The organism is Laspinema palackyanum D2c (genome assembly GCF_025370875.1).
Taxonomy (GTDB): Bacteria; Cyanobacteriota; Cyanobacteriia; order Cyanobacteriales; family Laspinemataceae; genus Laspinema; species Laspinema palackyanum.
The window spans coordinates 1-21,540 of the sequence record NZ_JAMXFD010000017.1 but is presented as its reverse complement, the minus strand read 5'-3'; the positions used below and the strand labels follow the sequence as shown (position 1 = coordinate 21,540).

The 21,540-nt window shown below is 47.4% G+C and carries 25 protein-coding genes; 22 read left to right on the top strand and 3 right to left on the bottom strand.

Annotated elements, in window-relative coordinates; translation table 11 throughout:
- The first annotated feature begins 60 nt into the window (after window positions 1–60).
- The 5 genes from NG795_RS18445 to NG795_RS18425 all read left to right on the top strand — a co-directional run bounded on the left by NG795_RS18445 (window position 61) and on the right by NG795_RS18425 (window position 2,671).
- A complete protein-coding gene (locus NG795_RS18445; RefSeq protein ID WP_367290110.1) occupies window positions 61–465 on the top strand; it encodes a hypothetical protein in 405 nt (134 codons plus the stop codon).
- Window positions 466–541: 76 nt separating this feature from the next.
- Window positions 542–1,060 (top strand): hypothetical protein, encoded by a 519-nt coding sequence (locus NG795_RS18440; protein ID WP_367290109.1) that lies wholly within the window; start codon window positions 542–544, stop codon window positions 1,058–1,060.
- 3 nt (window positions 1,061–1,063) lie between these two features.
- Window positions 1,064–1,567 carry a hypothetical protein gene (locus NG795_RS18435; RefSeq protein ID WP_367290108.1) on the top strand — a complete coding sequence of 168 codons (504 nt, stop codon included), beginning with the start codon at window positions 1,064–1,066 and terminating at the stop codon, window positions 1,565–1,567.
- A complete protein-coding gene (locus tag NG795_RS18430; RefSeq protein ID WP_367290107.1) occupies window positions 1,560–1,979 on the top strand; it encodes a ParB N-terminal domain-containing protein in 420 nt (139 codons plus the stop codon). Before NG795_RS18435 ends, NG795_RS18430 begins: the two co-directional genes overlap by 8 nt.
- Window positions 1,980–1,981: 2 nt before the next feature.
- Window positions 1,982–2,671, top strand: coding sequence for a winged helix-turn-helix transcriptional regulator (locus tag NG795_RS18425; protein WP_367290106.1), 690 nt, complete (start codon window positions 1,982–1,984; stop codon window positions 2,669–2,671).
- Here NG795_RS18425 and NG795_RS18420 read toward each other — a convergent pair.
- On the bottom strand, window positions 2,668–3,612 hold the full coding sequence (locus tag NG795_RS18420) for an HNH endonuclease (protein ID WP_367290105.1): 945 nt from the start codon (window positions 3,610–3,612) through the stop codon (window positions 2,668–2,670). The two genes, NG795_RS18425 and NG795_RS18420, sit on opposite strands and share 4 nt — an antisense overlap.
- 13 nt (window positions 3,613–3,625) lie before the next feature.
- Between NG795_RS18420 and NG795_RS18415 the strand changes: the two genes are divergently transcribed.
- The 4 genes from NG795_RS18415 to NG795_RS18400 are packed head-to-tail and all read left to right on the top strand — an operon-like array spanning window position 3,626 to window position 5,338.
- Window positions 3,626–3,877, top strand: a complete 252-nt coding sequence (locus NG795_RS18415) for a hypothetical protein (protein ID WP_367290104.1) — start codon at window positions 3,626–3,628, stop codon at window positions 3,875–3,877.
- On the top strand, window positions 3,874–4,317 hold the full coding sequence (locus tag NG795_RS18410; protein WP_367290103.1) for a DUF5049 domain-containing protein: 444 nt from the start codon (window positions 3,874–3,876) through the stop codon (window positions 4,315–4,317). The genes NG795_RS18415 and NG795_RS18410 overlap by 4 nt, the downstream gene beginning before the upstream one ends.
- 1 nt (window position 4,318) lies before the next feature.
- Window positions 4,319–4,534, top strand: a complete 216-nt coding sequence (locus tag NG795_RS18405) for a hypothetical protein (protein WP_367290102.1) — start codon at window positions 4,319–4,321, stop codon at window positions 4,532–4,534.
- Window positions 4,535–4,549: 15 nt separating this feature from the next.
- Window positions 4,550–5,338: a polyamine aminopropyltransferase gene (locus tag NG795_RS18400; RefSeq protein WP_367290101.1), complete on the top strand. Its 789-nt coding sequence runs from the start codon at window positions 4,550–4,552 to the stop codon at window positions 5,336–5,338.
- A 27-nt stretch (window positions 5,339–5,365) separates the two neighbouring features.
- On the opposite strand, the gene NG795_RS18395 is transcribed toward NG795_RS18400, so the two are convergent.
- Window positions 5,366–6,325 carry a RelA/SpoT-related domain-containing protein gene (locus NG795_RS18395; RefSeq protein WP_367290100.1) on the bottom strand — a complete coding sequence of 320 codons (960 nt, stop codon included), beginning with the start codon at window positions 6,323–6,325 and terminating at the stop codon, window positions 5,366–5,368.
- Window positions 6,326–6,553: 228 nt separating this feature from the next.
- On the opposite strand from NG795_RS18395, the gene NG795_RS18390 reads away from it, so the two are divergent.
- The 12 genes from NG795_RS18390 to NG795_RS18335 all read left to right on the top strand — a co-directional run bounded on the left by NG795_RS18390 (window position 6,554) and on the right by NG795_RS18335 (window position 19,039).
- Window positions 6,554–6,943, top strand: coding sequence for a DUF262 domain-containing protein (locus tag NG795_RS18390; protein WP_367290099.1), 390 nt, complete (start codon window positions 6,554–6,556; stop codon window positions 6,941–6,943).
- 400 nt (window positions 6,944–7,343) lie between these two features.
- The gene (locus NG795_RS18385; RefSeq protein ID WP_367290098.1) at window positions 7,344–7,901 is read left to right on the top strand and encodes a YHYH domain-containing protein; all 558 of its coding nucleotides are present in this window, start codon (window positions 7,344–7,346) and stop codon (window positions 7,899–7,901) included.
- 125 nt (window positions 7,902–8,026) lie between these two features.
- A complete protein-coding gene (locus NG795_RS18380) occupies window positions 8,027–8,413 on the top strand; it encodes a hypothetical protein (RefSeq protein ID WP_367290097.1) in 387 nt (128 codons plus the stop codon).
- A 215-nt stretch (window positions 8,414–8,628) separates the two neighbouring features.
- A complete protein-coding gene (locus NG795_RS18375; RefSeq protein WP_367290096.1) occupies window positions 8,629–8,922 on the top strand; it encodes an excalibur calcium-binding domain-containing protein in 294 nt (97 codons plus the stop codon).
- A 162-nt stretch (window positions 8,923–9,084) separates the two neighbouring features.
- Complete coding sequence (locus NG795_RS18370; RefSeq protein WP_367290095.1) at window positions 9,085–11,562, top strand: S26 family signal peptidase; 2,478 nt, start codon at window positions 9,085–9,087, stop codon at window positions 11,560–11,562.
- 768 nt (window positions 11,563–12,330) lie between these two features.
- Window positions 12,331–15,204, top strand: a complete 2,874-nt coding sequence (locus tag NG795_RS18365) for a DUF5906 domain-containing protein (RefSeq protein WP_367290094.1) — start codon at window positions 12,331–12,333, stop codon at window positions 15,202–15,204.
- A 432-nt stretch (window positions 15,205–15,636) separates the two neighbouring features.
- The gene (locus NG795_RS18360) at window positions 15,637–15,807 is read left to right on the top strand and encodes a hypothetical protein (RefSeq protein ID WP_367290093.1); all 171 of its coding nucleotides are present in this window, start codon (window positions 15,637–15,639) and stop codon (window positions 15,805–15,807) included.
- Between the two features lie 155 nt (window positions 15,808–15,962).
- Window positions 15,963–16,142, top strand: a complete 180-nt coding sequence (locus NG795_RS18355; RefSeq protein ID WP_367290092.1) for a hypothetical protein — start codon at window positions 15,963–15,965, stop codon at window positions 16,140–16,142.
- 226 nt (window positions 16,143–16,368) lie between these two features.
- Complete coding sequence (locus NG795_RS18350; protein ID WP_367290091.1) at window positions 16,369–17,067, top strand: DUF1993 domain-containing protein; 699 nt, start codon at window positions 16,369–16,371, stop codon at window positions 17,065–17,067.
- A 191-nt stretch (window positions 17,068–17,258) separates the two neighbouring features.
- Window positions 17,259–17,636, top strand: coding sequence for a hypothetical protein (locus NG795_RS18345; protein ID WP_367290090.1), 378 nt, complete (start codon window positions 17,259–17,261; stop codon window positions 17,634–17,636).
- Window positions 17,637–17,886: 250 nt separating this feature from the next.
- Window positions 17,887–18,882 (top strand): IS630 family transposase, encoded by a 996-nt coding sequence (locus tag NG795_RS18340; RefSeq protein ID WP_367290089.1) that lies wholly within the window; start codon window positions 17,887–17,889, stop codon window positions 18,880–18,882.
- Window positions 18,863–19,039, top strand: coding sequence for a hypothetical protein (locus NG795_RS18335; RefSeq protein ID WP_367290088.1), 177 nt, complete (start codon window positions 18,863–18,865; stop codon window positions 19,037–19,039). Before NG795_RS18340 ends, NG795_RS18335 begins: the two co-directional genes overlap by 20 nt.
- 33 nt (window positions 19,040–19,072) lie before the next feature.
- Here NG795_RS18335 and NG795_RS18330 read toward each other — a convergent pair whose 3' ends face one another.
- Window positions 19,073–19,342, bottom strand: coding sequence for a hypothetical protein (locus tag NG795_RS18330; RefSeq protein ID WP_367290087.1), 270 nt, complete (start codon window positions 19,340–19,342; stop codon window positions 19,073–19,075).
- 194 nt (window positions 19,343–19,536) lie between these two features.
- Here NG795_RS18330 and NG795_RS18325 point away from each other — a divergent pair, with 194 nt between their 5' ends.
- Entirely contained in the window at window positions 19,537–21,384 is a 1,848-nt protein-coding gene (locus NG795_RS18325; RefSeq protein ID WP_367290086.1) for a 3'-5' exonuclease, read from the top strand.
- Window positions 21,385–21,540: the final 156 nt, after the last annotated feature.

Genomic DNA, 21,540 nt, shown 5'->3' with positions numbered 1-21,540 from the left:
GTTGGCTACCTCAAAGCGGTCCATCAGGTTTATCGGGATGCTGACCGAGGTGAGCCTAAAATGATGTCAAGCGAAAGTTTGGTATTGCGCTATGGTCGCTCTTTTAGTCAACAAGTTCCGACTCAGGTACGGGGAATGAAGGGAAAATGCTTCCAAACTTGCTATGATTGGATATTGGAAGATGATAGCTTGACTTATTGCGAAGGATATGCCATCTGCAACGGTCTGGTTTTACCAGTGCTTCATGCTTGGCTAGTCTGCGAACAAGGCCAGGTGCATGACCCAACTTGGAAGCCCGGAAAAAACGCTTACTTTGGGGTTGAGTTAGAACGTAAGTTTGTCCTGAACACGGTAGCGCAAACTAAATCTCATGGCATCCTCGCCAGCGATTTTAGGTTAGACTTTGCGTTGCATCGGAATGGGTTTCCAATCCATGCACTAGCTCGTCAGTTTCATCAAAGTTAAATGAAAAAAATCCAGAATCAAATTAGCCAATTAACTGACTAATTTCGTCAAAACTATATCGGAGAATTGAACTCAAATGTCTTTAAAATCTGCCCCGAGTGATATCAACTTGATTAGTCAAATTGTCAATTATCTTCAAGCTGTCGAAGCGATTCACCAAAGCAGACCGCGTAACCCAGACCAAAGTACATTTCCTTCTAGCGAAGGTTTGGTACTAGAGTACGGCTGCTCCTTTGGAGAGTGCGTGCCCATCGGGTTCCAAACATTGAAAAAGGATAGTTTCCAAACTTGTTACGAAAGACTGTTAGCTGACCCCTCGCTGATTTACTGTGAAGGCTATGCCCTGGCTGAAGGAGTATCTACACCGTTGATACATAGTTGGCTCATAGGCGAAAATGGTCAAGTCCATGACCTAACTTGGAAACCTGTAATAACTGGCTATTTTGGCATAGCGCTCGAATCTGATTTTGTTAAAGCAAACGTAGAAAAAACCGGATGTTATGGCATTCTAGCTAGTGATTATTTGCAAGATTTTTTCATCCATCGTCATGGATTTTCAAATGTATCTCGCCACCCCAAGTTTCATCAAAGCTAAATTATGAGCGAACTAGAAAGACTCACCGAATTTCTCAAAGAAAAAGTTGAAGAAATAACCAGAATGTATCCTCGTAATCCTTGCAAATATAAAGGCACTGAAGCGCTAATATTAGCTTATGGGATTCCATTTACCAAGCAAACCAAATCGAAATTCAGCGGTAAAACTAAGGCTTGCTATCAAAACTGCTACCAACTGCTAAACCAACACAAAAATTTTCACTACTGCGAAGGGTATGCGATTTCTACGGACTTGGACAGAGCCGTGTCTCATGCGTGGTTAGTCGATGAAAGTGGAGCCGTGATTGAACCCACCTGGACTGATTTAGAGCTTGGCGAGGTGGCTTATTTCGGCGTAGTGTTCACTCGGTCGTTCCTAAGAGAAATGGCACTCAAAACGAAAATTTATGGCATTCTCGAAGAAGACTATCGGTTCGGGCATGAACTTAAACAAAACGGTTTTCCACCCGGCGCATTACATCCGTTATTTCACAAGAATCATGGCTAATTTATCCGAGTTTGAGCAGTTTGCTACCCGCGTCAAATCATTAGCGAATCAACCTGTTTATCACGATGAATTCGTCTATCCTGGCCTAATCGTCAAGCAAGCGGGACGAGAACGGATACAAATCACGCCACCCCTGAGCGAGGCGGTGCAATTTCTCCAGTACAACCCGGTCAAAGTAACCACCGATGAACTAGACCTGCCCCCGGTGACCGTCCAAGTTGCGCGCAATGCAATCCACCTCGAACCCCTGGGCAAGTCGATGTGCTTGGTCACGATTCCTGGTAATGCGAAAATGCAAGTCATTGATGGAGTTGTCGGGTGGGAAGCTGCGATCCAACTGATGAGCACCGACCCGGATGCCGTCGCCGATTACCAGGTGCTTTTAAGCTTAGTGTTCGAGGGTGAAGACTAACAATGGAGCCAGCCGAGAAATTAGCCGCGATTGCTCATGCCGTCCAATCCCTGCGAGACTTGGAGAAAACTTCCCTAGAAAAAACCCATAAAGAAGCGATAAAAGCAGAAATATTGCAATGCTTGAAACAACTGAAAATCATCCAGTTTAAGCAGCAAAATTACCGCCCTCAAGGGGAACTGCAAGATGAAATCTTAGAGGCGTTGGCCCAATGCGGGCAAGCCACTTCCGCGAAGTTGGCTGAAGTGACCGGCCATGAACCCAACCCCATCAACAGTACGATGACCCGTCTCAAACGGCAAGGGCTGGTTCGTGTTGTGGAGATGATACCGAACCCAGACTATGGCAAAGGAAGTGGCCGACGGGCACAAAAGGTTGCCCTCTACGAACGCTCGGAAAAACCGAGCATCAAACCAGGTCGGAGGCTGGGGAGTTTGCAAAGACAAATTGTGGAGGCTTTGCTTGAATGTGGCACGGCAACCCTTGCTACAATTGCCGAAATGATTAAGCTCGACTCCCGGACAGTCTCCCCGGCCTTGACGCGCCTCAAAAGTCAACGAGTGATTCGGGTAGTTACAACGGTCCCCAATCCTAAATCCGGTCGCGGCCACCACGCCAAGATTCCGCTCTATCAATTGGCGGATAACTATCAGGAACTGTGGATGGATGAAGCAGACGAGGAACAATCCTAACTGGCCTGCTGAAAGATGTGGGTGCGATGCCATGCGATCGCCTCGGGTCGGGGGCGATATTTTGTTTGGGCGGGCAACCAAATCCGCTCACCCTCGAACTCGCGCATGGGTCGGCTGTGGGGCGACTCTTCCCGCAAGTCATCCGCCACGACGATGCGGTAGTCGTCCTCCAAGCTAAACCAGCCCCTATCAAAAGCCCAGTGGTGGTTCTTGCACAAAGATAGGCCATTATCTAGGCGGTCATCGTAGAAGCGAGAGAATGGCTTGATATGAGCGCCATCAACGATATTCTGACCCAGTGAGTTGAGGATTTGCAGGCCACAGAACGCGCACCGATGTTGATACACCTGCACGACCACCTTGCGAAAAGCCCCATCTCGGACAATCGTTTTCTGCTCGTCCTCTAAGTCTTCCGGCTGGTAAATCTCCCCGCCGCTCTCCCGAAACCGCCTCGTCATCTCCTCGAACGCATCAAGTTGTAGCAAGTTTTCAATCTGAGATATTTTCTCGGGGAACCACTTATTTATCAGCACTTGAGCCAGGTGAGCGCGGGTGACGGGGTGGCGCAGCAGGTGGAACAGTTCATCATCGAGGAAAGCGCATTCGACCAGTTCGCGGATGGCTCCCACGGAACGGATTTTGGCTTTGGACTGGACGAGAGCCTCGTAGCCGGGTTTGGGTTGGTAGTGCCAGAAGCCATCGCCTTGCAGGTGGAAGAACGGCAAACCGATGTCGGAGCGGTGGTCCGTGGTGGCGAGTTGGCCCCAGAGTTTCAAGAAGGCGGCAACCAGTTCAGCATCAAGGACAATCTGGTTTTTGCGGATGTGGCCCCGTTCTATCAGTTCGATGACCGACAGCAGTAGAATAGGCTTGTGGGGAGCAGGACCCCGCTTGCGATCGACTCGCAATGTGGCAAACTTTTTAGCGTAGTAATCTAACATTCTTCTAACAACTATGCACGAATTTCGTTGCACCCGAAATGCCATGTACGACGATGGCGACCAAGAAAACGCAGATTTGAGCGTCCGACAAGGCCACTATATTATGGCCCAGGATGAGGAAGCGGCCCTCGAACAAATGAGGAGTCTTTACCCTAAAGAAGTCGAAGCTGGGTTTACGGTCCATCCCTGGAAAAGTTTCCGCGTGGAGGTGGTGCCAATGGACCGGAAGGAATGGTGCAAGCCGAAACAGGAGCAACCCTCATGACCCAGCAGATTAAGCTATATTTCGACATTGATAAAGTCTGTCTCGGAGGCGTGGCGAATGACTGGTGGATGCTGAATTATCAGGGCGACTATTGGGCTTCAGAGTTCTTCTGGCTGCCAGTGGGATTCGATCCGACAGGTAAGCCCCTAGACGAATTGATGCCGTACCAGCAACCGCAACCCAAACGCAAATTTGGCATCAATCGGGCCCCCAGCAAGAACCCGGTGCAGGTCCCAGACAAGGTGCTAGAAGGACTCAATGCGGTCCTCTATGCAGGCACCACGAATATGCTAGATGTGCGAATCGTTATCTTGCAAGCAGCAGCTTTGAGCTATGTGGACACGGTGGAATGGATTCAAGACCACAAGCAAGACTATATTCAAGGCGTGTTTCGCGGATTTGTCGGTGCAACAGAACTTACGGAGGCAGTACAAAACTAACATGAAACCAATCAAGACTCACTCAGTCCCCGGTGATGGGGCAACCGCTCCCGGTGAAATTGTCCTGCGCCACCTCGAAGATAAATGGGTAGCACATTTCCACAATTTGCAGGATGGCGGCTACTATAACGGCCTGTATGCGGACACCCTCGACGAAGGTGAAGCCAATTTCGCCCAGTTAGTCGAACGATACACGGGCCATCTGAATTCAATCTAGTCTCTCTCACTTAGTATGTCTAACAAACCGTCTCAAGAAAGCCTTGATGCGATCGCAGCCTTAGCGGAAACTTATCGTGAACATCAACGCTTACAGACCCCACCTTATCCAGCCCTCAAAATACCTAAATATCGGACGGGACACTATGGAGAGTGGATCCTAAAGCGACGGGATGCGTTTATTATGGGAGGTTACTTCACGGCAATACAACCCGCTAACCCCAACTATATTTTGAGCCAGGGTGACACCCTATGGATGAGTCTAGGTCCTCGGGAACTGGAAAGCCAAGCGCATCATGCCCTGTATGCTTGCGGCCATACCGTCATTATGGGATTGGGCATGGGATTACTGCTGTTCAATGTAATTGCCGAAAAACAAGTCGAGCGGGTTACGGTGGTTGAGCGAGATAGCAGGGTGATAGAGCTGCTCCATAAAATTGCTCAACCTAACACCTGGCCGGGGTGGGAAAAAGTAAGTTTTGTGGTGGCAGATGCCTTGACCTGGCAACCCGATAGTCCGGTCGATTTCTTAAGCGTGGATATCTGGCCCAAACTGGGGGATATACAACTTCGCGAGAATGGACAACAGATTCACCAGAATGTCCAAGCCAAACAGGTTGCACTTTGGGGTCAAGAGCTTGATTTTATTCATTTTCTGAGTGAGTCGCGTAAACAACCGCCCCCGACTCTAGCCCAATATCACGAATATGTGCAGGCAGTAGGCATTCCCCTGATTGAAGCCAACAATCCCAACTATCCCGATAATTGCTGGCGGGCTGCTCAGTCAGTCTTGGCCTTTCTGTGACTTGCTGCGATGGAACGAGGACTCAATCTAGCCGTTCACGATAAATTGCAATTGTTGCACAAACGGTTGAATGTCTAGGAAATAATTCGGGTAGGCGCGTCTAAGTTGGTCCAACTGCACCGAAACCAGCACGAGTTGTTGCGGAGAGGATAGGTCCCGCTCTAACTCTTCATAACGCTGCACTGCTGGTTCCCAGTCTAAGCAATCCACCGTCAACCGCTGCTGCATCAAGTTGAGCAACTGCCAATCGCCATCCACCTGGACCACCGGAGCCTCGACTGGCTGCACCGCTTGCAATCGGGACGCGACTCCTAGCCGTTCCTCCAAGCGGGCGATCGCATCATGCAGTTCCAATTCGGATAGGTGTTCGTGTTGAGCCACCACCGGCATCCCTTCGAGCCGAGCGAAGGCGGAACTGACCAGTGCGAAAAACTCCAGCCATTCCGAGGAAACGGATTGAGTTTTCAGGTCATCACCGATTCCTAGAAATACCCCAGTCATCTCAACTGCCGTGGCCCATAAATGCTGGTGTTGAGTGCGGATTTGCAGTTCGAGTTGAGTCCGGTTTTCCCCGGAATAAATGCAATGAATTCCTCGGTAACCTGTTGCTTTTGGTTGGGCGATATAATCTTGTTTACGGGTTAAGTTTTCCTCAAATAACGATTGTTCAAAATTTCGCACGGCTTGGATATTGGGGAGAATCACACGCATTCCCACCAGGTCTTGCATCTTCGATAGTTTGATGTTGGGATAGCGTTTGAGTTTGTCCACAATCGATGGCAAGCGCTTGATGCGTTGAGCTAAAATTGCCTCGGGTTGCTGGTCTAGCAATGGGTAAATCCGATGGCTAAACTGGTGCAGCGTTTCCCCGTGAGCGAGTCTCCAGGCGGTGAGCAAGTTAGCTGCCTGTTGGCGTTCGATGGGTTCGGCAGACTCGACTTTGAGGAGGTCACCTGCTCGATTGAGTTGGTTCTGGGAGAAAGTCATAGTTTGTGGTGTTGTTTGTCCTTGATTGTATCCTAGAGTAATTGTAAGATTATGCTACAATAAAATACTGTAAACATTCAAAGTTTATTTATGCCTAAATTAAATAGTTCACCTAGAAATGCACAACCTAAATTAATGCGGAATAAATTAGAAAATACATACGTCTTGCAGGAGAGGGAACGCTCAACAATTAGGAACTTGTTTTGGAACCTAAAGAACCCGGAGTGTATGCAGTTATTACCGGCTCACAAGAGACAAAAGCAATGGAGTCCTCAAAAACAGTCTGAATGGATTGAGTCTCTGTTACTAAATATTCCTAGCCCACCGCTTTATTTTTACGAAATAGACGACAACCATCACGAATTAATTGACGGGCATCAAAGATTTTTTGCGATACGAGATTTCTATGAAAATAACTTGACTTTGACAGAGATTACATTCAAACCTGAACTGAATGGACTAACTTACCGCACACTTCCTATCAGCATCGCTAGAAGACTAGATGAGTATCGACTGGCAACCATCTTTGTGACAATCAACGACAAACTGCCCGAGGAAGTGTTTCTCCAGATTAAACAAAGCATTTTCGAGCGTTTGCAACCGGCTTGGTCCAGTTGAGTGGAACCAGGAACCGCCCAAACTGTAACGGTTTGCACTTTGGTCCTAGGGGGAGAGTTGCCAGAGAGTTCTAGTAAGCGCAGCTATGCAGTAAGCGATCGCCACTCTCAATTCCCTGGCGAATTGGCTCAAAGAATCTGCCGGTTTCAATGGCGGTGACTGCATGAGAGCGGGGATTAGGATCCGATTGCTAAAACTGGGACCAACAACCTGGATATTGCCAGTCGAGTGAAATTGGAACAATCCAGTCAGAATCTGGGAATCCATTGCGTCCTTGATGTAGTCACCAACATTACCCAAACTGAAAAGGTTTTCAGTTTAGCGTCAGGGTCAATGGGTATCGAAAGCTCTCCACCGTTGCTGGTTATGAGCCTCGAAACACTAGACAACAGGAAAATTCATGCGAATTCATCAAGTATTGACCGCTGCATTGCTGGCCCTTTCTCTCGTCTCTCTAGCCGATGCCGGTTGGTCACATGGAGGCCGTACCGACGCCAGCGGCTGCCATAACGACCGCAAAAATGGAGGTTACCACTGCCATAATTCCGGTTCCGGTTCCGGTTCCGGTTCTTCGCCCAGTCCAGCGCCAAGCGGAGGAAGTTCAGGAGGGACCTGTTTGACTTTCGACGATTGCATGAGCCAGGGTAATGCCTACATGGAAACTAACGCAGACCGGGCGCTCAACTATTTCCAACAAGCGCTGACCTTGCAGCCTCGTAACGTCGAAGCCTTTTCAATGGTCAACATTTTAGAACCGTATGTGAGACAAATCTCGGGCTCCTGTGCAAATTATAGTAATTGCATGAACTTGGGCTACACTGCAACCAATCAGAAGGACTACCAAACGGCTTTGGTCAATTTCAAGCGGGCCTTAGCCTTTGACCTGGGGAACGAGTACGCCCTCCAAGCAATTCAGAATGTGTCGCGCTATATCCAGGAAACGGCTCAAGCTCAATAGTTCAGTTAGGCTAGAGCTTCCGAGGAGGCAATTGGAATGCCGCACAGCGCAGCTAGGCCGTAAACTTATCGCCTCCTTGAAGAAACTCCACCCATTCCATTGACCACAACTCGCCAAAAAACAGGATGCGTAAGGCACTTTTTTCCGGAATCGTTATCACTCTGAATGTTGTGCTATTGCCCTGGATTGGAGCTGCTCAAGAAATCCCCGAGGCTTTACGGCAGGATATGCCTTACTCTGAAGCCAGAGAACTGCTATTGCACGAAGGATGGCTAACTCGGTATCGAGACCTGAGCCAAAAGGATAAATTAACTGGACTTTTATCTCGGATGGTCAATGAGTTGGGCTATCCCGAATTCCAGGATTGTTCCGGAACGGGAGCCGGGTTTTGTCGCGCTTTGTTTGGTGATGGCTATGGTCAGCGCTTGATTCTGGTTACCGTCAACAACGAGGAAGAACCTACCTTATTTCGGTGGTGGGTAGAAGAAGAACCAGAAGAGGAGCAGAACTGAGCAAAGAGTCTGGCTGATTGGGGCGGATTCGGATAACAGGGGATGCAACGTAGCGATCGCCTCTTTGAAGAAGTACCGCATCTGGACCCAATGAAGTCTAGCGACCACTGAACCGGCAAGGGACTCACGCGGGCAGGCGATCGCATCTCGACCCAACTTGCATCCTCAAACTGTAAAGCGTTACAGTTATGCCAGAACTTTCAGGTTTCACCGCGATGAAATTTCGACCCATTGCCATCCTCCTCGCCTTCGTCCTAGCCGTCAGTCTTGCTCTGCCTGTCATGGCTGGACCAACCAGCAAGCCTGCAACCCCACAACCGAGCAAGTCGGAAAGGGTCAAGCAAGAAACTCCCCGTGCCAAGTGTGACTCCTCCTATCCTGATGTCTGCATTCCAGTGTATCCACCGGACCTGAACTGTGGCGACATCTCGGAGCGGGGGTTTCGCGTGACTGGCTCAGACTCGCATAAGTTTGACCGGGACAAAGACGGGATTGGATGCGAACGGTAGGCAATGGCACAGATTCTAGCAAATTCATTAATTTTTGCTCAACAACAATCGCATAATTTTCAACTGCATCCTTTGAACGTGACGTAACGACTCTACCCGATGAAGTTTCAGTATAAACAACCGATAGCTGTTTCTAATTAAATTATCAATTAGGGGGTATCTATGGGAGTACATTTTATTGCATCAATTGCTGTAATTCTGGCAAATTTATTTCAGCAAAAAATAAAAAATCCAGACCGGGTATGGCAAGAGCTTTTAACTAAAAATTATCGCAAAAACAAAAAGCAACTAAAAACTTATATCTCTGGCACTGCTATTGACCTTTATGCTTTGAATTGGGCTGACAAGTCGGAGGATTCAGTCAACCTAGAAAGTATAGATGCGGAACAACCAATAAACTTGGCTTCCCAAAAAACAATTTTAGAAATTTATCAAGAATCAAACCACCGCCTTCTAATTTTAGGTGAACCCGACAGTGGCAAAACAACAGAATTGCTCAAGCTCGCAGTCACCTTGGGAGAAACAGCACAAAGGGATCCAAGTCAACCTGTTCCGGTAATTTTTGAGTTTTCTCGATGGCAAGGAGAACCAATTCTGGATTGGATGGTAGCCGAAATAGTGTCAGAATACAATATCAGTGCAAAGCTATGTCGCGGGTGGCTGGTGAGTAATCGCATCATCCCGTTGCTAGATGGACTAGATAAATTGGGAGAGAAAGCTAAGGACGCTATTGATGCAATTGATGACTTGCAAGACCATCCTACCCTTCAACAACCCGGGCTGGTTATCTGCTGCCGAGTGAAAGATTATGAAAACCTTAAAGATGAGAATAACTTTCTCATCCGTTTTAGCCAAATTGAACAAGCGGTGAAACTTTGCGAGTTGAGCGATTACCAAATTCAACATTATTTAAACCAAAACCATGTAGAGCATTTGTGGAACGATTTACAGTCTCATCCAGGGTTTATGAAGTTGGCACGGCGTCCTATGTTATTGACCCTGATGCCGATGACCTATCCGCAGGGGTTACCAGATAACCAACCGGAAAGTGATGAAGACTTTCAAAGCCAATTATTTGATGATTTTTTGGCGCGTACTCTTTATCCTCCAACCGGAACTCCTCAGCCTCTAGCAGAATACGAACCAGAAAAAGCTAAATATTATCTAGCATGGTTGGCTGCTAATATGGAGCGAAACGAAATTGATCCAGAAGAATTTGTGGTTGAAAAGCTCCAGCCGACTTGGTTAGAAAAAAGAAAATCCCTAAAGCAATATCAGCTAATTGTTAATGGAATTTTTAGTTTGGCTCTAGTTCTTGTTATGGCTCCATTTCAAGGCTTAATCCTTAGTTTTTTGCTGGGGTTAATTATTTTTACGCTATATCAAAAAGAATCGATTGTTTTAACGGAAAACTTTGACTGGTCGTGGAAAAATCTAAAAAAAGCTCTATTTATTTTAGGAAAATTGTGGTTTAAAAATAGTTTTAATATTTCTCTAGTCATATCTACGATTGCTGTGATATTTATTTTATTACAAACCATGATAAAAACTAATTCACATCCGGCTATAGTTATCACGGCCAGCGTAGTTTTTATTCCTATAGTAGTTCCTATAGTAGCTTTATTTCTGGTTTTACTTGTTATGCTAGTATTTGCAGTTTATGGAGGGCTGGTTGGAGGACTTGTAAAGCAATTAAGAACTGAGCTTAAGAGCAAAAATTATCCTAATCAAGGAACTTGGCAAACGGGCAAAAATTCTTTAGTAATATTTTTGTCAACTTCTTTTTTATATTTTATGTTTATTACCTCGGTTTTAGTGATAATTAAGGACCCAATAAATGTATATAACATTCTGGGCGGTAGCGTTCTAGCTGCCTGTTTTGCAGACTTAATATATGGGGGAGGATATGCATTTATTCAACATTTTGGATTGCGGTATGTATTGTATCAACAAGGCAAAATACCTAAAGATTATGTCAATTTTTTGAATAAAGCGGCAGACTGTAACATTTTGAAGCAATTCGGCGGAAGGTATCGATTTTATGGTCAGAGCCTTAGAAAGCATTTGGCGGCCAGCATTTCGCTAAATGTAGAACCTTTATCACCCAGAAAAACAACCAATTCCATCGCGTTCCAATTAAACCGGGCGAAACTACCGTTAGCTTTGATTGCTTTTTTATTTTTGATGGGAAGCGTTGTTCAATTTACTAATGATTCCATACAAGCGATGAGTCCAATCTTTCAAAGCAATGATTTAGCCTTGCATGATACAATATGGTATCCAAAATTGCGAAATCCAGAGCGTTACCAAGTGATTAGTTTCTCCACAGAGGGTCTAAAAACAAACTTTCCATCTGATTTTACCTCTCGTCGTATCGTTGCTCTTCCCGGTGAAACCCTCGAAATCGGTCAAGGTAAAATTATTATCAATGGCAACCTGCTCATCGATGAGCGAATCAAAATTTCATCCAATTTTAGCCAGCCATCGATCACCTTGGCATCAAATGAATATTATGTGATAGCGGATAATTCTAATTATCGCCACCCTGAAACCTACGGAACTGTAGTGCCTTTAGAAAATATTCGCTCTCAAATGGTCTTGAGGATTTATCCGTTCAACCGCGTGGGGTTAATCCGGTAGCCAAAGAAAACGATAAAACGTTCCTCAATCACACAGCCGATGATTTGTTAGCGCTTCACCGCGACCAACTGCATAACCAGTCTGGATAAAGTGGCAGCAGAGTTTTTGGAATAATTCGCACGGGGCAAATTGGAGTGATGCGATCGCCTCCTCAGACTCGCCCTATCCGCAACCTATCCACAACTTTCCCGCCACCCCAGCATCACCCCAGCCAAACTCGGGCAATTGCGCCTCAACCGAAGGGGCTGGATTTGACAAGAGTGGAACCCAACGGCAGGCGATTCCCTACGGGATAGCTCCGCTTACCGCATCAAGCTGACTCTATGGCAATGGAGTGGAAGTGGGACCAAATCCGCGATTATGGCGAACGGGAGACCGGGCAACTGCCACCGGCGCGGGTGGGGACCTTGCACCAAACTGTAACCCTTTTCAGTTATCTCACACACCAACCTGTAAAGTTTGCAGTTATCTCACCTTGTCTGAATCTAGCCTGAATCCATAGAAGCTAGACCCAGCAAGTGTTAAAGCGATTTTAAACTGGATTAAAACCAGATTACAAATGAATTACAAATGGCCTTAGTGTGGGTCTCATTTACTAAGGGACTAGGAATTGGAACGCAATTGGTGCAAGGGATTCCCCTCTTACAATTCTTAATTTAATTTTTGTTGCAACGAAGAAAAAATCTGTATAATAAAAAGCATGAGCCGAGGTGCTTGGAACCACCCCGACTCTAGTAAACCCCTGAAAGGACCAGGAGCACATAACTAATGCTTTACCAACAAGGTAGCATTTCTCAGAGCGTTTTGCCAGTCTCTGAGAAAAATTCTTCGTTTGACATCCGCAACTTCCTCGGAACTCTGAAACCCGCAAAAGGCAAAAACCGTTACTACTGCCCGGTTTGCAAAAATAACAATCTGACCGTTGACCCGAAAAATGGCGCTTATCAATGTTGGAACGGCTGCGAATGCCAAGACATCCGACAAGCAGTGGCCCCCTGGCACGCTAAGATTATGGCCCCAGTCGTCCGTCGTCATGACGCCCCCGCGCCGGTGCAGATGCCAGAAGGAGAGCCGGTGCTTGTGCGAGTGGGTTCCGTGACAGAAGCACCCCAACAACAGAAACCAAGTTTTGTGCCGAAGGGTGTGCCAACCCATGCCACTGAAATTGTGTATCGCTACAGTGCAACCCAAGCGGTGTATCGGTTTGAGTGGGAAGATACCAATAAAAAAGGTCATCGCAAGACATTCCGGCAGTGCCACTTGAACGAGGATGGGTTGCCAGTCTGGACCAAGGGGGACAAATCCTGGAAAGCCTACCGGGAAGAGGAAGCATTCCAGGCGATCAGTTCAGTGAGCGATGGATTCCCGGTCCTGTTGCTCGTCGAAGGTGAGGGCTGCGTAGAGATTGCCCGGAGTCTGGGACTGGCGGCAGTGACCTTTCAAGGAAGCGCCTGGACTGAAGTCGAACTGGAAAGTTTCCTGCGGCGGCTGCAAGAAGTCCACGAAAATGCAGCAGTTGCCATCTTGCCGGACAACGATGCAGCAGGACTCAGCAAAGCGGCGAAAGTAGTGACGGCAGCGGCACGGCAGCAAGTGCCTTGTCTTCAGCTTGACCCGTTGGCGATTTATCGCGACCTACCCAACAAAGGTGACATCCGCGAGATGGTGGCAGCGATGGGAACGGAGTTAGTCGCCAAACTCAAAGCCGAACTCAAGGAAGCTGCAAGCCGACCGATTGCCGCACCCGTTGAGGCGGGACCGCAGGTGGAAGTTACCCAGCAAGCACTTGAATCGTTGTACGGTGATAAACCTTGGATTTGTGTCGAGGGCAAGCTCTATTTTTGGAATGGAACGCACTACGAATATTCCACAGACATCAAAGAATTAAGCCGGATTCGTCAATACTGCAATAACTATCCGGTCATCCAGAAAAATGGCTCAGTTCGGTTCCCCTACGCTTACCCGCGCAAGGTAGCCGAGATTCTCCAATGGGTCAAAATTTCGTTGGGCATTGACTCATCGGAAACCAATCCCCCCGGTCTGAACTGCACCAACGGAGTCCTAGAAATTTCTTGGAAGGGTCCTAAGCCATCCTGGAAACTCGTTCCGCATGACCCGAACAAACACCTTTACCTATATGCCCCACAAGTCAAGTACGACCCTCACGCTGACCCGACCGATTGCGATCGCCTCCTCGAAGCCCTAGACCCAGCCCAACGCGCCGTCTTCCTACGGACCATTGCCGCATCATTGGATTTGATGACTGTGCGTTCCCATAAGGGTCGGGAAGTCAAAGCCCTGCTCTTGAAAGGAAATGGGAGCAACGGCAAGGATTCGCTGCGCGAGGTGGTTTCGTTACTCTATGGCGGTCAAGGATTGACAAGTGTCGGGTTTGGCGACTTTGCCCAAGCGGATGCCGGTCGGAAATTCCCGGTGGCCGCGATTGAACGCTCCCGAGTCAACTGGCCCTCAGAAAACCCGGACAAAGTGAAACTGGACCGATTGCAAATGCTGAAAGTTGCCATCACCGGGGACAACTCGTTTCCAGTTGAACGCAAGGGCCAGGACGAGTATCAAATTTCCCCCAAATGTGTCCATCTGTTCAACGTCAACGACCCACCCCGACTGACTGCTTCCTTGAACGCGATTGAGACTCGCTATGGGGTCATCGCATTCACGAAGACTTTCAAGAGCAACCCAGACCCCACCAAAAACGAACTCCCCGCAGACCCACGCTTTAAATATGACCCAGAATTTGTCCGGGAAAACGTGGCCCCGGCGTTCCTGAATCGAATTCTGGAGTCGTTGGTGGCGCTGATGGCAGAAGGCATCGACTATCAAGCCTGTGCCGAGGCATTGGAAGCGATTCAATGCGAATCGAGCCACCTCTGGCAGTTCGCCAAGGATACGGGCCTGACGTTCTGCAAAGGGTCGAAACTCTATGCCGGGGAAATCTGGGAGGCGTTGACACAGTGGTACCTGGACACAGGGACTCTGGAAAAGGAAAAAACCGACAAGGGCAAGGAAAAATTGCTGTGGTACGACCTACCCAACCAATTTGACCGGCTGTGCAAAGCAGTCAACCAGGTCCCGGCTCGTATCCTCAGCATTTTCACGAATGCCCGAAAGGGTCGTGATGAAAACGGGACCTACCTGATGGACTTGGCCTTTGCGGATGAACCGCCTGACGCAAACTGCGTCAGTCCTGACGCAATGCCTGACGCTACAACCCACACCCAGAAGGCAACTGACGCAACTGACGCAATTTTGCCAACTGTTGAACAAAAAGATAATCCATCCAATTGCATCGTTGATGTGAACGTAACTGAGAAATCAGTTGAAAAATCTGACCTCATTGCGTCAGTTCCTTGTCAGCAAAGCGATACAGCGTCAGCCACTGCGTCAGCCACTGCGTCAGCCCAGCCAGAAACTGCGTCAGCCGACCCAATTGCGTCCCCCACTGAACAGGACATCCGAGACTGTGCCGAATGGTTGGCCCTCGCTGATAATCCGGATGCCTTCCATGAGATTCGCAATCTGTTCTCTGAAATTTACGAACACTATTTTGAGGAGTTCTTCCAATCTGCATGGTCCTTGTTGTCGGAATCCGAACGGGTCCGGTTGAGGGGATTCATGGCGTGATGGATTTGCGAACAACTGAATAGGGACTCGTTGGGGCGGGTTTGTCTTAGATGCGATAGCGATCGCTATGTTGGGTGACCAGGACTGTGGCACTGCGATACCGACTACGGGAACAAGGCAGGCTGAATCCGAATGTGGGCAATCAATCCAGTCAATCTTAAACGCCTGGGGATGGATGCTAATTCCTGACTGGACCGGGTTGAGTGGCGACCGCACGGGTTGAGTGGATGCTCGTTTGGGTGAGTTGCCATTGCCGGGGAGTTGGTGGTCTTTGATGAGATGCGATCGCCTGGTTGAGTTGCGACCCCTGGTCAGGTTGCCGTAAGCGTAGCTATGCCGGAGCCTATCGTCTAGTCGAGTGGGTTCACCGAGTTGAGGCCGATCGCCTAGTCGAGTCAATTCACTGGGTCAAGTTGGTGATCGCCTAGTCGAGTGGATTCATTCTCGGTGAGGGCGATCGCACTCGTCCAGTTACGGTCCCTGGTCAAGTTGGCGATCGCTGGTGTCGAATTGATTCACCGGGTTGAGGCCGATCGCACTCGTCCAGTTACGGTCCCTGGTCAAGTTGGCGATTGCTTGTGTCGAGTGGGTTCACCGAGTTGAGGCCGATCGCTCTGCTGGTTGAGTTGCCAGTCACCAGGTTGATACTTCGTGGAGTTGCTGAGTGGCCGCCTTGTTGAGTTGATGCCCTTCTCGTGCTCGTTGGCAACTGCCTGGGTAAATTACTCACTGCCTAGTTTTGAGCCGTTGATGTTCCTGTGCATCGTTGGCCGAATCGCGGTTGCCTGGAATGGTTGCCGAGCGCTGGGTTGATGGTCGGCGGGTGGCTTGGCTGCAAGTTAGTCGGCGGCGATGGGTTCCAAATTGTCTTGGGGTCAGTCAGTAGCGATCGGCTTGATGGTAACTGGATTGCTGGGAATGAATCTAGCTTGGAATGAGCGCCGGTGCAGTTTGAGTCTGATGCTTTGGCTCTGAATTGTGTCGGGTTAGTTGGCGAAGGGTTCTGAATCTTGTCGGGTCGATTGGTGGCGATTGCTTCTAACTCAGTCAGTGGCGATCGGCATAACATTTTTGCCAGTTGTGAGAAGATGTGTCAAACCACCGACATTGTTGCCAGTACGTTCTAGGAAGAAGAACTTACAGCCTGAAATCTAAGCGACGCGCATGAGTCACCAACCCATCAAAATGAGGCAGTTTGCCATCAGCAGCGGCGATACGTCTCTGCTACAATTGCACAAACCGCTTTGGCTCCTGGAAACTCGGCGGCTAATGCGATCGCCACGCAACTGGATACAGTGGCAGCCGGGGGTCAAGTCGGCTACGATGACCCTTGCATTAAAAGAGCGCAAAATGTCCAGTCAAACTATAGATTCAATCGTAACCCTCTTCCAAAGCCGCCTAACGACTCTCGAACACCTTCTAAAGTTAGCCCAGACGCATTTCGGTGAGAGTGAGTCCTTTCTCGACCAGCGGATTGCGGCTGATATGCTGCCCTTTGGTACGCAGATTGCTTTTACCTGTAATCAACCTCGCAACTTTGCTCTATGGTGTAGCGGCAAACCGATGGATAATCTTGATCCACAAGTCACCTCTGTTGCGGCAGCCTACGAACATATCGCGAATACCCAAGAACTGCTTGCAAGCATTCATGCCGAAGATGAAAAGCTCAATGAGTTGGTCCGCATCGACCTCAGCCAAGGCCGTTACCTCGAAATGTTCGGTCATGCATACATCAACGATTTTCTGATTCCCAACTTCTACTTCCATCTAGTTACGGCTTACGATATCCTCCGCATGACTGGCGTACCCATTGGAAAGCAAGATTATATGATGCACTTAGTTCCATTAATCCAGAAAGCATGAAGCTTATTATGAGATAAGTACAAACCGTTACAGTTTAGCCCAATTGGAGGTTGATGGTCGGCAGGTGGCATTCAAAGGCTTATTTTTCGAGAAGCATCGTTCTTTTAGCTAGGGTTGATTTCATTAAAATAATGCTGTTGATTGACCCGATTTTAATCCGTCAATTATTTAACTAAACCAGGAGTTATAATATGAGTCTTTTTCGTGAAAAGTACACGAATGGCACTGATGAGGTTTTGCTCCGTACACTGCCTGAAGCAAAATCCGCATCCGAAGTAATTGCTATGTATCATAGCTGGGTTCAGTATGGAGATAATTATAAGCTAATTGGCAAAATATTATGGAGACTAGGAGAATTTGGTGCAGGAAATGCGGAGATAATTCAAATTTTGGAACGCGAGGGGATGAGTGGAGATATTTGGCGCTATAAAGATGCAATTCACGCCCTCACAGAAATTGCTAAAGTAGATGAGTCAGCTCAAGCTCCACTGTTACGATGCGAAGAATATCAAGAAAATTACCGATTAAGGAGTAAAGCAAGTAGTCTCCATATCACGATATCACGGTAGAAGAGCTTAAAGAACGAGAGCGGATAGAAGCAGAAATTCAACAAAAAAAAGAGCAGGAGCGCCAGAAAGAACTAGCAGAAATCCGCGCTGATGTTCACGGCAAAAAACGATACGGCGAGTCTCGTTTTCAGCCTGGGGACCGCGTGGTTTGCTTGATAAGCGGTCAGGCAAAATTAATTGCATATTTTATAAGTTTGATGTAAAATGAGTAATTTACGCAATAAATATGCCTAAACAAGGAGAATTATCCATGAAATTTATAAATTTATGTCCCGAAACTGAAAAAATGCTAAAAAGAATTTATCAAAATAGCCAGCATCATAAAGTTAGGCAAAGAGCTCATTGTATTCTTTTAAGTCATAGAGGCTTTAAAATGGAAAAGTTATTAGAAGTTTTCAAAATAAGTCGTCGAACTTTACAATACTGGTTTCAACGCTGGGAGCAAAATAAATTAACCGGCTTGTATGACCAACCTGGAAGAGGAAGAAAAACCAAATTAACTCCTCCCCAAAAACAGCAAGTTAAGGAGTGGGTAAAAGCAGAACCAAAAGACCTAAAAAGGGTCATAAACCAAGTTCAAGACTCATGGGGAGTTAAAGTCAGCAAAGACACGATAAAAAGAATATTAAAGCAGTTAGGTATGACCTGGAGAAGAATGAAGAGAGGATTGGCTGGAAGTCCCTTTGAATGGGAGCTTGAGTTCAAACTAGAAAAACTAAAAGAATTAAAAGAGTTAGATAAAAATGGAGAAATCGACTTGCATTTTTTAGATGAATCAGGGATGTCTTTGACGCCTTCACTACCTTACGGATGGCAAGATAAACTCCAGAGGATTATTCTTCCAAGTTCTTCCAGTAAAAGGTTGAATGTATTGGGAGTAATGAATCGACGAAATGAATTAAAATATGAAACCTATTCGGGAAACCTAAACAGCGAAAAACTGATTAAGTTTTTAGATAAATTTAGTGAAAACTTAACCCAAAGAACTGTCGTAGTAATGGACCAAGCTTCAATTCACACCAGTAACGCAGTCCTAGGGAAACTAGAAGAATGGAAGACCAAGAACCTGGAGCTATTTTGGTTGCCTCCGTATTCACCTGAACTAAATTTAATTGAAATTTTATGGAAATTTCTCAAATATGAATGGATTAAAATAGAAGCTTATAAAAGTTGGCAAAATTTAGTTGATTATGTGACTAATGTCCTCGATAATCTGGGGAAGAAATATGCAATTAATTTTGCATGACTGCTTAGAAGGCTGGCCCTACACCGGCCAAATTGGGCAGGTAGAACGAGCGCTAAACACCAAAACGGTTTATGTTCGATTCTCTGATGGTTATGTGACCATTCAAGGTGACAACAAGTTTGAGTTGCAGCCGGATGGCTCAGATGATGCGGGTTAAGGGGCTTGTCTGGTTCCGACCCAATCCCCTGAACTATTCCTGGTCAATACTCTGGCTGAGTCGGTGGTAGTCCGGTAGCGATCGCATCAAGGTCTGACAACTCTGGGTTACACTGCGCCGGTGGTGGATTCGGCTTGAGATGCGACTGCTACCGTTGGACACCTTCCCGTTAGGTTTCTGGGAGTCGCCCTGGGTCGGTCCCCTGTGAAATTGCATCACCCAGGAATTCTCCTTGACTGCTTGAAACTGACTGAAAAATTCCGTAATTCCACCAATTGACAAAATTGTGCTTGTTTTGTTCAAATTTTTGCTACTACAAATTAATAGATTACAATTAGTGAAGTTATACACAAAACAGACACCAACTCCAAATTAATAGAGTTTAATAATGACAAAATGAGTGATTTGAGCCTCATCAATTCAGAGGCAATTATCAGCTTACGAATAAATTCAGGTCATTTTGTAGCCACAAGGCTGCAAGAATAGAGGAGGGTGTGATGGCTGCGATTGTTCCCGATGCTGTCCCGGCAAAGGCAAGTCAGGGCGAGAAGAAAGTGTTTAAGTTGCTCCGAGATGAGTTGCCCGATGATTTTTTCGTCTACTACGAGCCGAGCGTGAATGGACTATATCCCGATTTTGTGGTGGTCGGTCCCACGTTTGGGGTGCTAGTCCTAGAGGTCAAAGGCTGGAGTGCGAGGCAAATAGCCAGCGCCGATAACCAGTTTTTTCAGGTCAATCAAGGGGAGCAAATCGAAAGTTGTCAGTCTCCACTTCGCCAAGCAAAAGGCTATTTAGATGCGTTGCTGCACCAACTCAAAGGGTATTCGATTCTCTGCCAGGATGACGGCGAACATCAAGGCAAACTCGCATTTCCGATTGGTGTGGGGGCCATCATGACGAACATGACCGAAGCCCAGGCGCGGGAGTCTAATTTGTATGCCCTCCTCGAAAAGCCGCAAGTTTGTTACCGAGATGAGTTGCTAGACTGGGAGGACTTGGGAGAGCGCGGACTCATCAAGCGGTTGGAGCAATTCTTCACCCATCGTTTCAAGTTTTGGGAACTAGAAGAAGACCAAATTAGCACCATTCGCGGCATCATCCACCCCGAAGCCAAAATCCGGGAAGAACCCGCCAAACCCACCAGCATTCCAACAGGGCAATCCTTGCGTCCCGATGCAACTATCATCCGCACCCTCGACCACAAACAAGAACAACTGGCTCGTTCGCTACAATCTGGGCATCGTTTATTTTGTGGGGTGGCCGGTTCAGGCAAGACTCTGATTTTGCTGAGTCGGGCCAAAATTGTTGCCAGTGGGCTGTTTGAGAAACGGGTGCTGTTGCTGTGCTTCAACATGACTTTGGCTTCTTGGTTGCGATCGCTTATCGAGCAAGATGACAACCCAGCTTACCGAGAACGAATCGAGGTGATGCACTTTCACGAGTGGGCTAAGTCGATTCTAGGTGGGCTACCGAACCCCCAGGTTTACAAGGAGAATTACGATGACTTGCTCGGTGAGCGGCTGGTCAATATTTTAGAGCAAATGCCCTTAGAAAATAAATGGGATGCGGTGCTGATTGACGAAGCCCATACGTTTTCGCCTTCGTGGTTTCCCGCTTGCCGACTTGCACTCAAAGACCCAGAAGATGGCGACTTGCTCATCGTTTCCGACCGCTCCCAAAGTTTCTATAACCGCCAAAAATTCACCTGGAAATCTGTCGGCATCAATGCCCAAGGTCGGATGCGGAAGCTCAACCAGAACTATCGTAACACCGAGCAGATTTTATCCGCCGCCTGGGAGATGATTCAGTCACTATGCGAACAAGACGATGACGAGACCTTTCCGATAGTTGAACCGAAAGCTGCACTCCGACGCGGAAAACGCCCCATCCTGCATCTAATGGACAACCGGCAGGCTGAAGTCGAAGGGGTACTTTCACAAATTCAGGGGTTAGTCGCCCAAGGTTATCAGCCCGAGGATATTGCCATTATCTATCGCTATCTCGGTCACCATGAGCAAAACTCGTTCACTTACCTGAGCGAACAACTGCAAACCTTGGAACTGGGATGTTGCTGGATTACGAAAGGCGATGACGAAAAACGACATTACAGTGCTGCTCAACGGGGAGTGCGAATCGTTACGGTCAAGTCCGCGTTAGGGCTAGAGTTCAAGGCGGTGATTGTGTTGTGGGTGCAACAGTTTGGTGTGGGAGATGCGGTTGAAGCCAGACGGGAACTTTATGTGGCGATGACCCGCCCACAAGACGTTTTGCACCTGTTTGGCTCAGGATATTTCGATTTCCTGCAAGACTTGCAAACTTGTGAATGTTTAGATGTTGCTTCGTAATGAGGCAGGTTTATTTTGATATATTCTAGCCATTTCTTCTTGATTCAGGGGAATTTATTACGATGAAATTTGGATTCAACCCACATTCCGCAGGTAAAATAGGAGAGTTGAGGAATATTTTAAAACCATGACAGACATAGCATCTGACATCATAGT

Coding starts and splice junctions, on each gene's coding strand:
- NG795_RS18445 (WP_367290110.1), top strand. CDS start 61: ATGATGTCAAGCGAAAGTTTGGTATTGCGCTATGGTCGCTCTTTTAGT.
- NG795_RS18440 (WP_367290109.1), top strand. CDS start 542: ATGTCTTTAAAATCTGCCCCGAGTGATATCAACTTGATTAGTCAAATT.
- NG795_RS18435 (WP_367290108.1), top strand. CDS start 1,064: ATGAGCGAACTAGAAAGACTCACCGAATTTCTCAAAGAAAAAGTTGAA.
- NG795_RS18430 (WP_367290107.1), top strand. CDS start 1,560: ATGGCTAATTTATCCGAGTTTGAGCAGTTTGCTACCCGCGTCAAATCA.
- NG795_RS18425 (WP_367290106.1), top strand. CDS start 1,982: ATGGAGCCAGCCGAGAAATTAGCCGCGATTGCTCATGCCGTCCAATCC.
- NG795_RS18420 (WP_367290105.1), bottom strand. CDS start 3,612: ATGTTAGATTACTACGCTAAAAAGTTTGCCACATTGCGAGTCGATCGC.
- NG795_RS18415 (WP_367290104.1), top strand. CDS start 3,626: ATGCACGAATTTCGTTGCACCCGAAATGCCATGTACGACGATGGCGAC.
- NG795_RS18410 (WP_367290103.1), top strand. CDS start 3,874: ATGACCCAGCAGATTAAGCTATATTTCGACATTGATAAAGTCTGTCTC.
- NG795_RS18405 (WP_367290102.1), top strand. CDS start 4,319: ATGAAACCAATCAAGACTCACTCAGTCCCCGGTGATGGGGCAACCGCT.
- NG795_RS18400 (WP_367290101.1), top strand. CDS start 4,550: ATGTCTAACAAACCGTCTCAAGAAAGCCTTGATGCGATCGCAGCCTTA.
- NG795_RS18395 (WP_367290100.1), bottom strand. CDS start 6,325: ATGACTTTCTCCCAGAACCAACTCAATCGAGCAGGTGACCTCCTCAAA.
- NG795_RS18390 (WP_367290099.1), top strand. CDS start 6,554: ATGCAGTTATTACCGGCTCACAAGAGACAAAAGCAATGGAGTCCTCAA.
- NG795_RS18385 (WP_367290098.1), top strand. CDS start 7,344: ATGCGAATTCATCAAGTATTGACCGCTGCATTGCTGGCCCTTTCTCTC.
- NG795_RS18380 (WP_367290097.1), top strand. CDS start 8,027: ATGCGTAAGGCACTTTTTTCCGGAATCGTTATCACTCTGAATGTTGTG.
- NG795_RS18375 (WP_367290096.1), top strand. CDS start 8,629: ATGAAATTTCGACCCATTGCCATCCTCCTCGCCTTCGTCCTAGCCGTC.
- NG795_RS18370 (WP_367290095.1), top strand. CDS start 9,085: ATGGGAGTACATTTTATTGCATCAATTGCTGTAATTCTGGCAAATTTA.
- NG795_RS18365 (WP_367290094.1), top strand. CDS start 12,331: ATGCTTTACCAACAAGGTAGCATTTCTCAGAGCGTTTTGCCAGTCTCT.
- NG795_RS18350 (WP_367290091.1), top strand. CDS start 16,369: ATGAGTCACCAACCCATCAAAATGAGGCAGTTTGCCATCAGCAGCGGC.
- NG795_RS18345 (WP_367290090.1), top strand. CDS start 17,259: ATGAGTCTTTTTCGTGAAAAGTACACGAATGGCACTGATGAGGTTTTG.
- NG795_RS18340 (WP_367290089.1), top strand. CDS start 17,887: ATGAAATTTATAAATTTATGTCCCGAAACTGAAAAAATGCTAAAAAGA.
- NG795_RS18335 (WP_367290088.1), top strand. CDS start 18,863: ATGCAATTAATTTTGCATGACTGCTTAGAAGGCTGGCCCTACACCGGC.
- NG795_RS18325 (WP_367290086.1), top strand. CDS start 19,537: ATGGCTGCGATTGTTCCCGATGCTGTCCCGGCAAAGGCAAGTCAGGGC.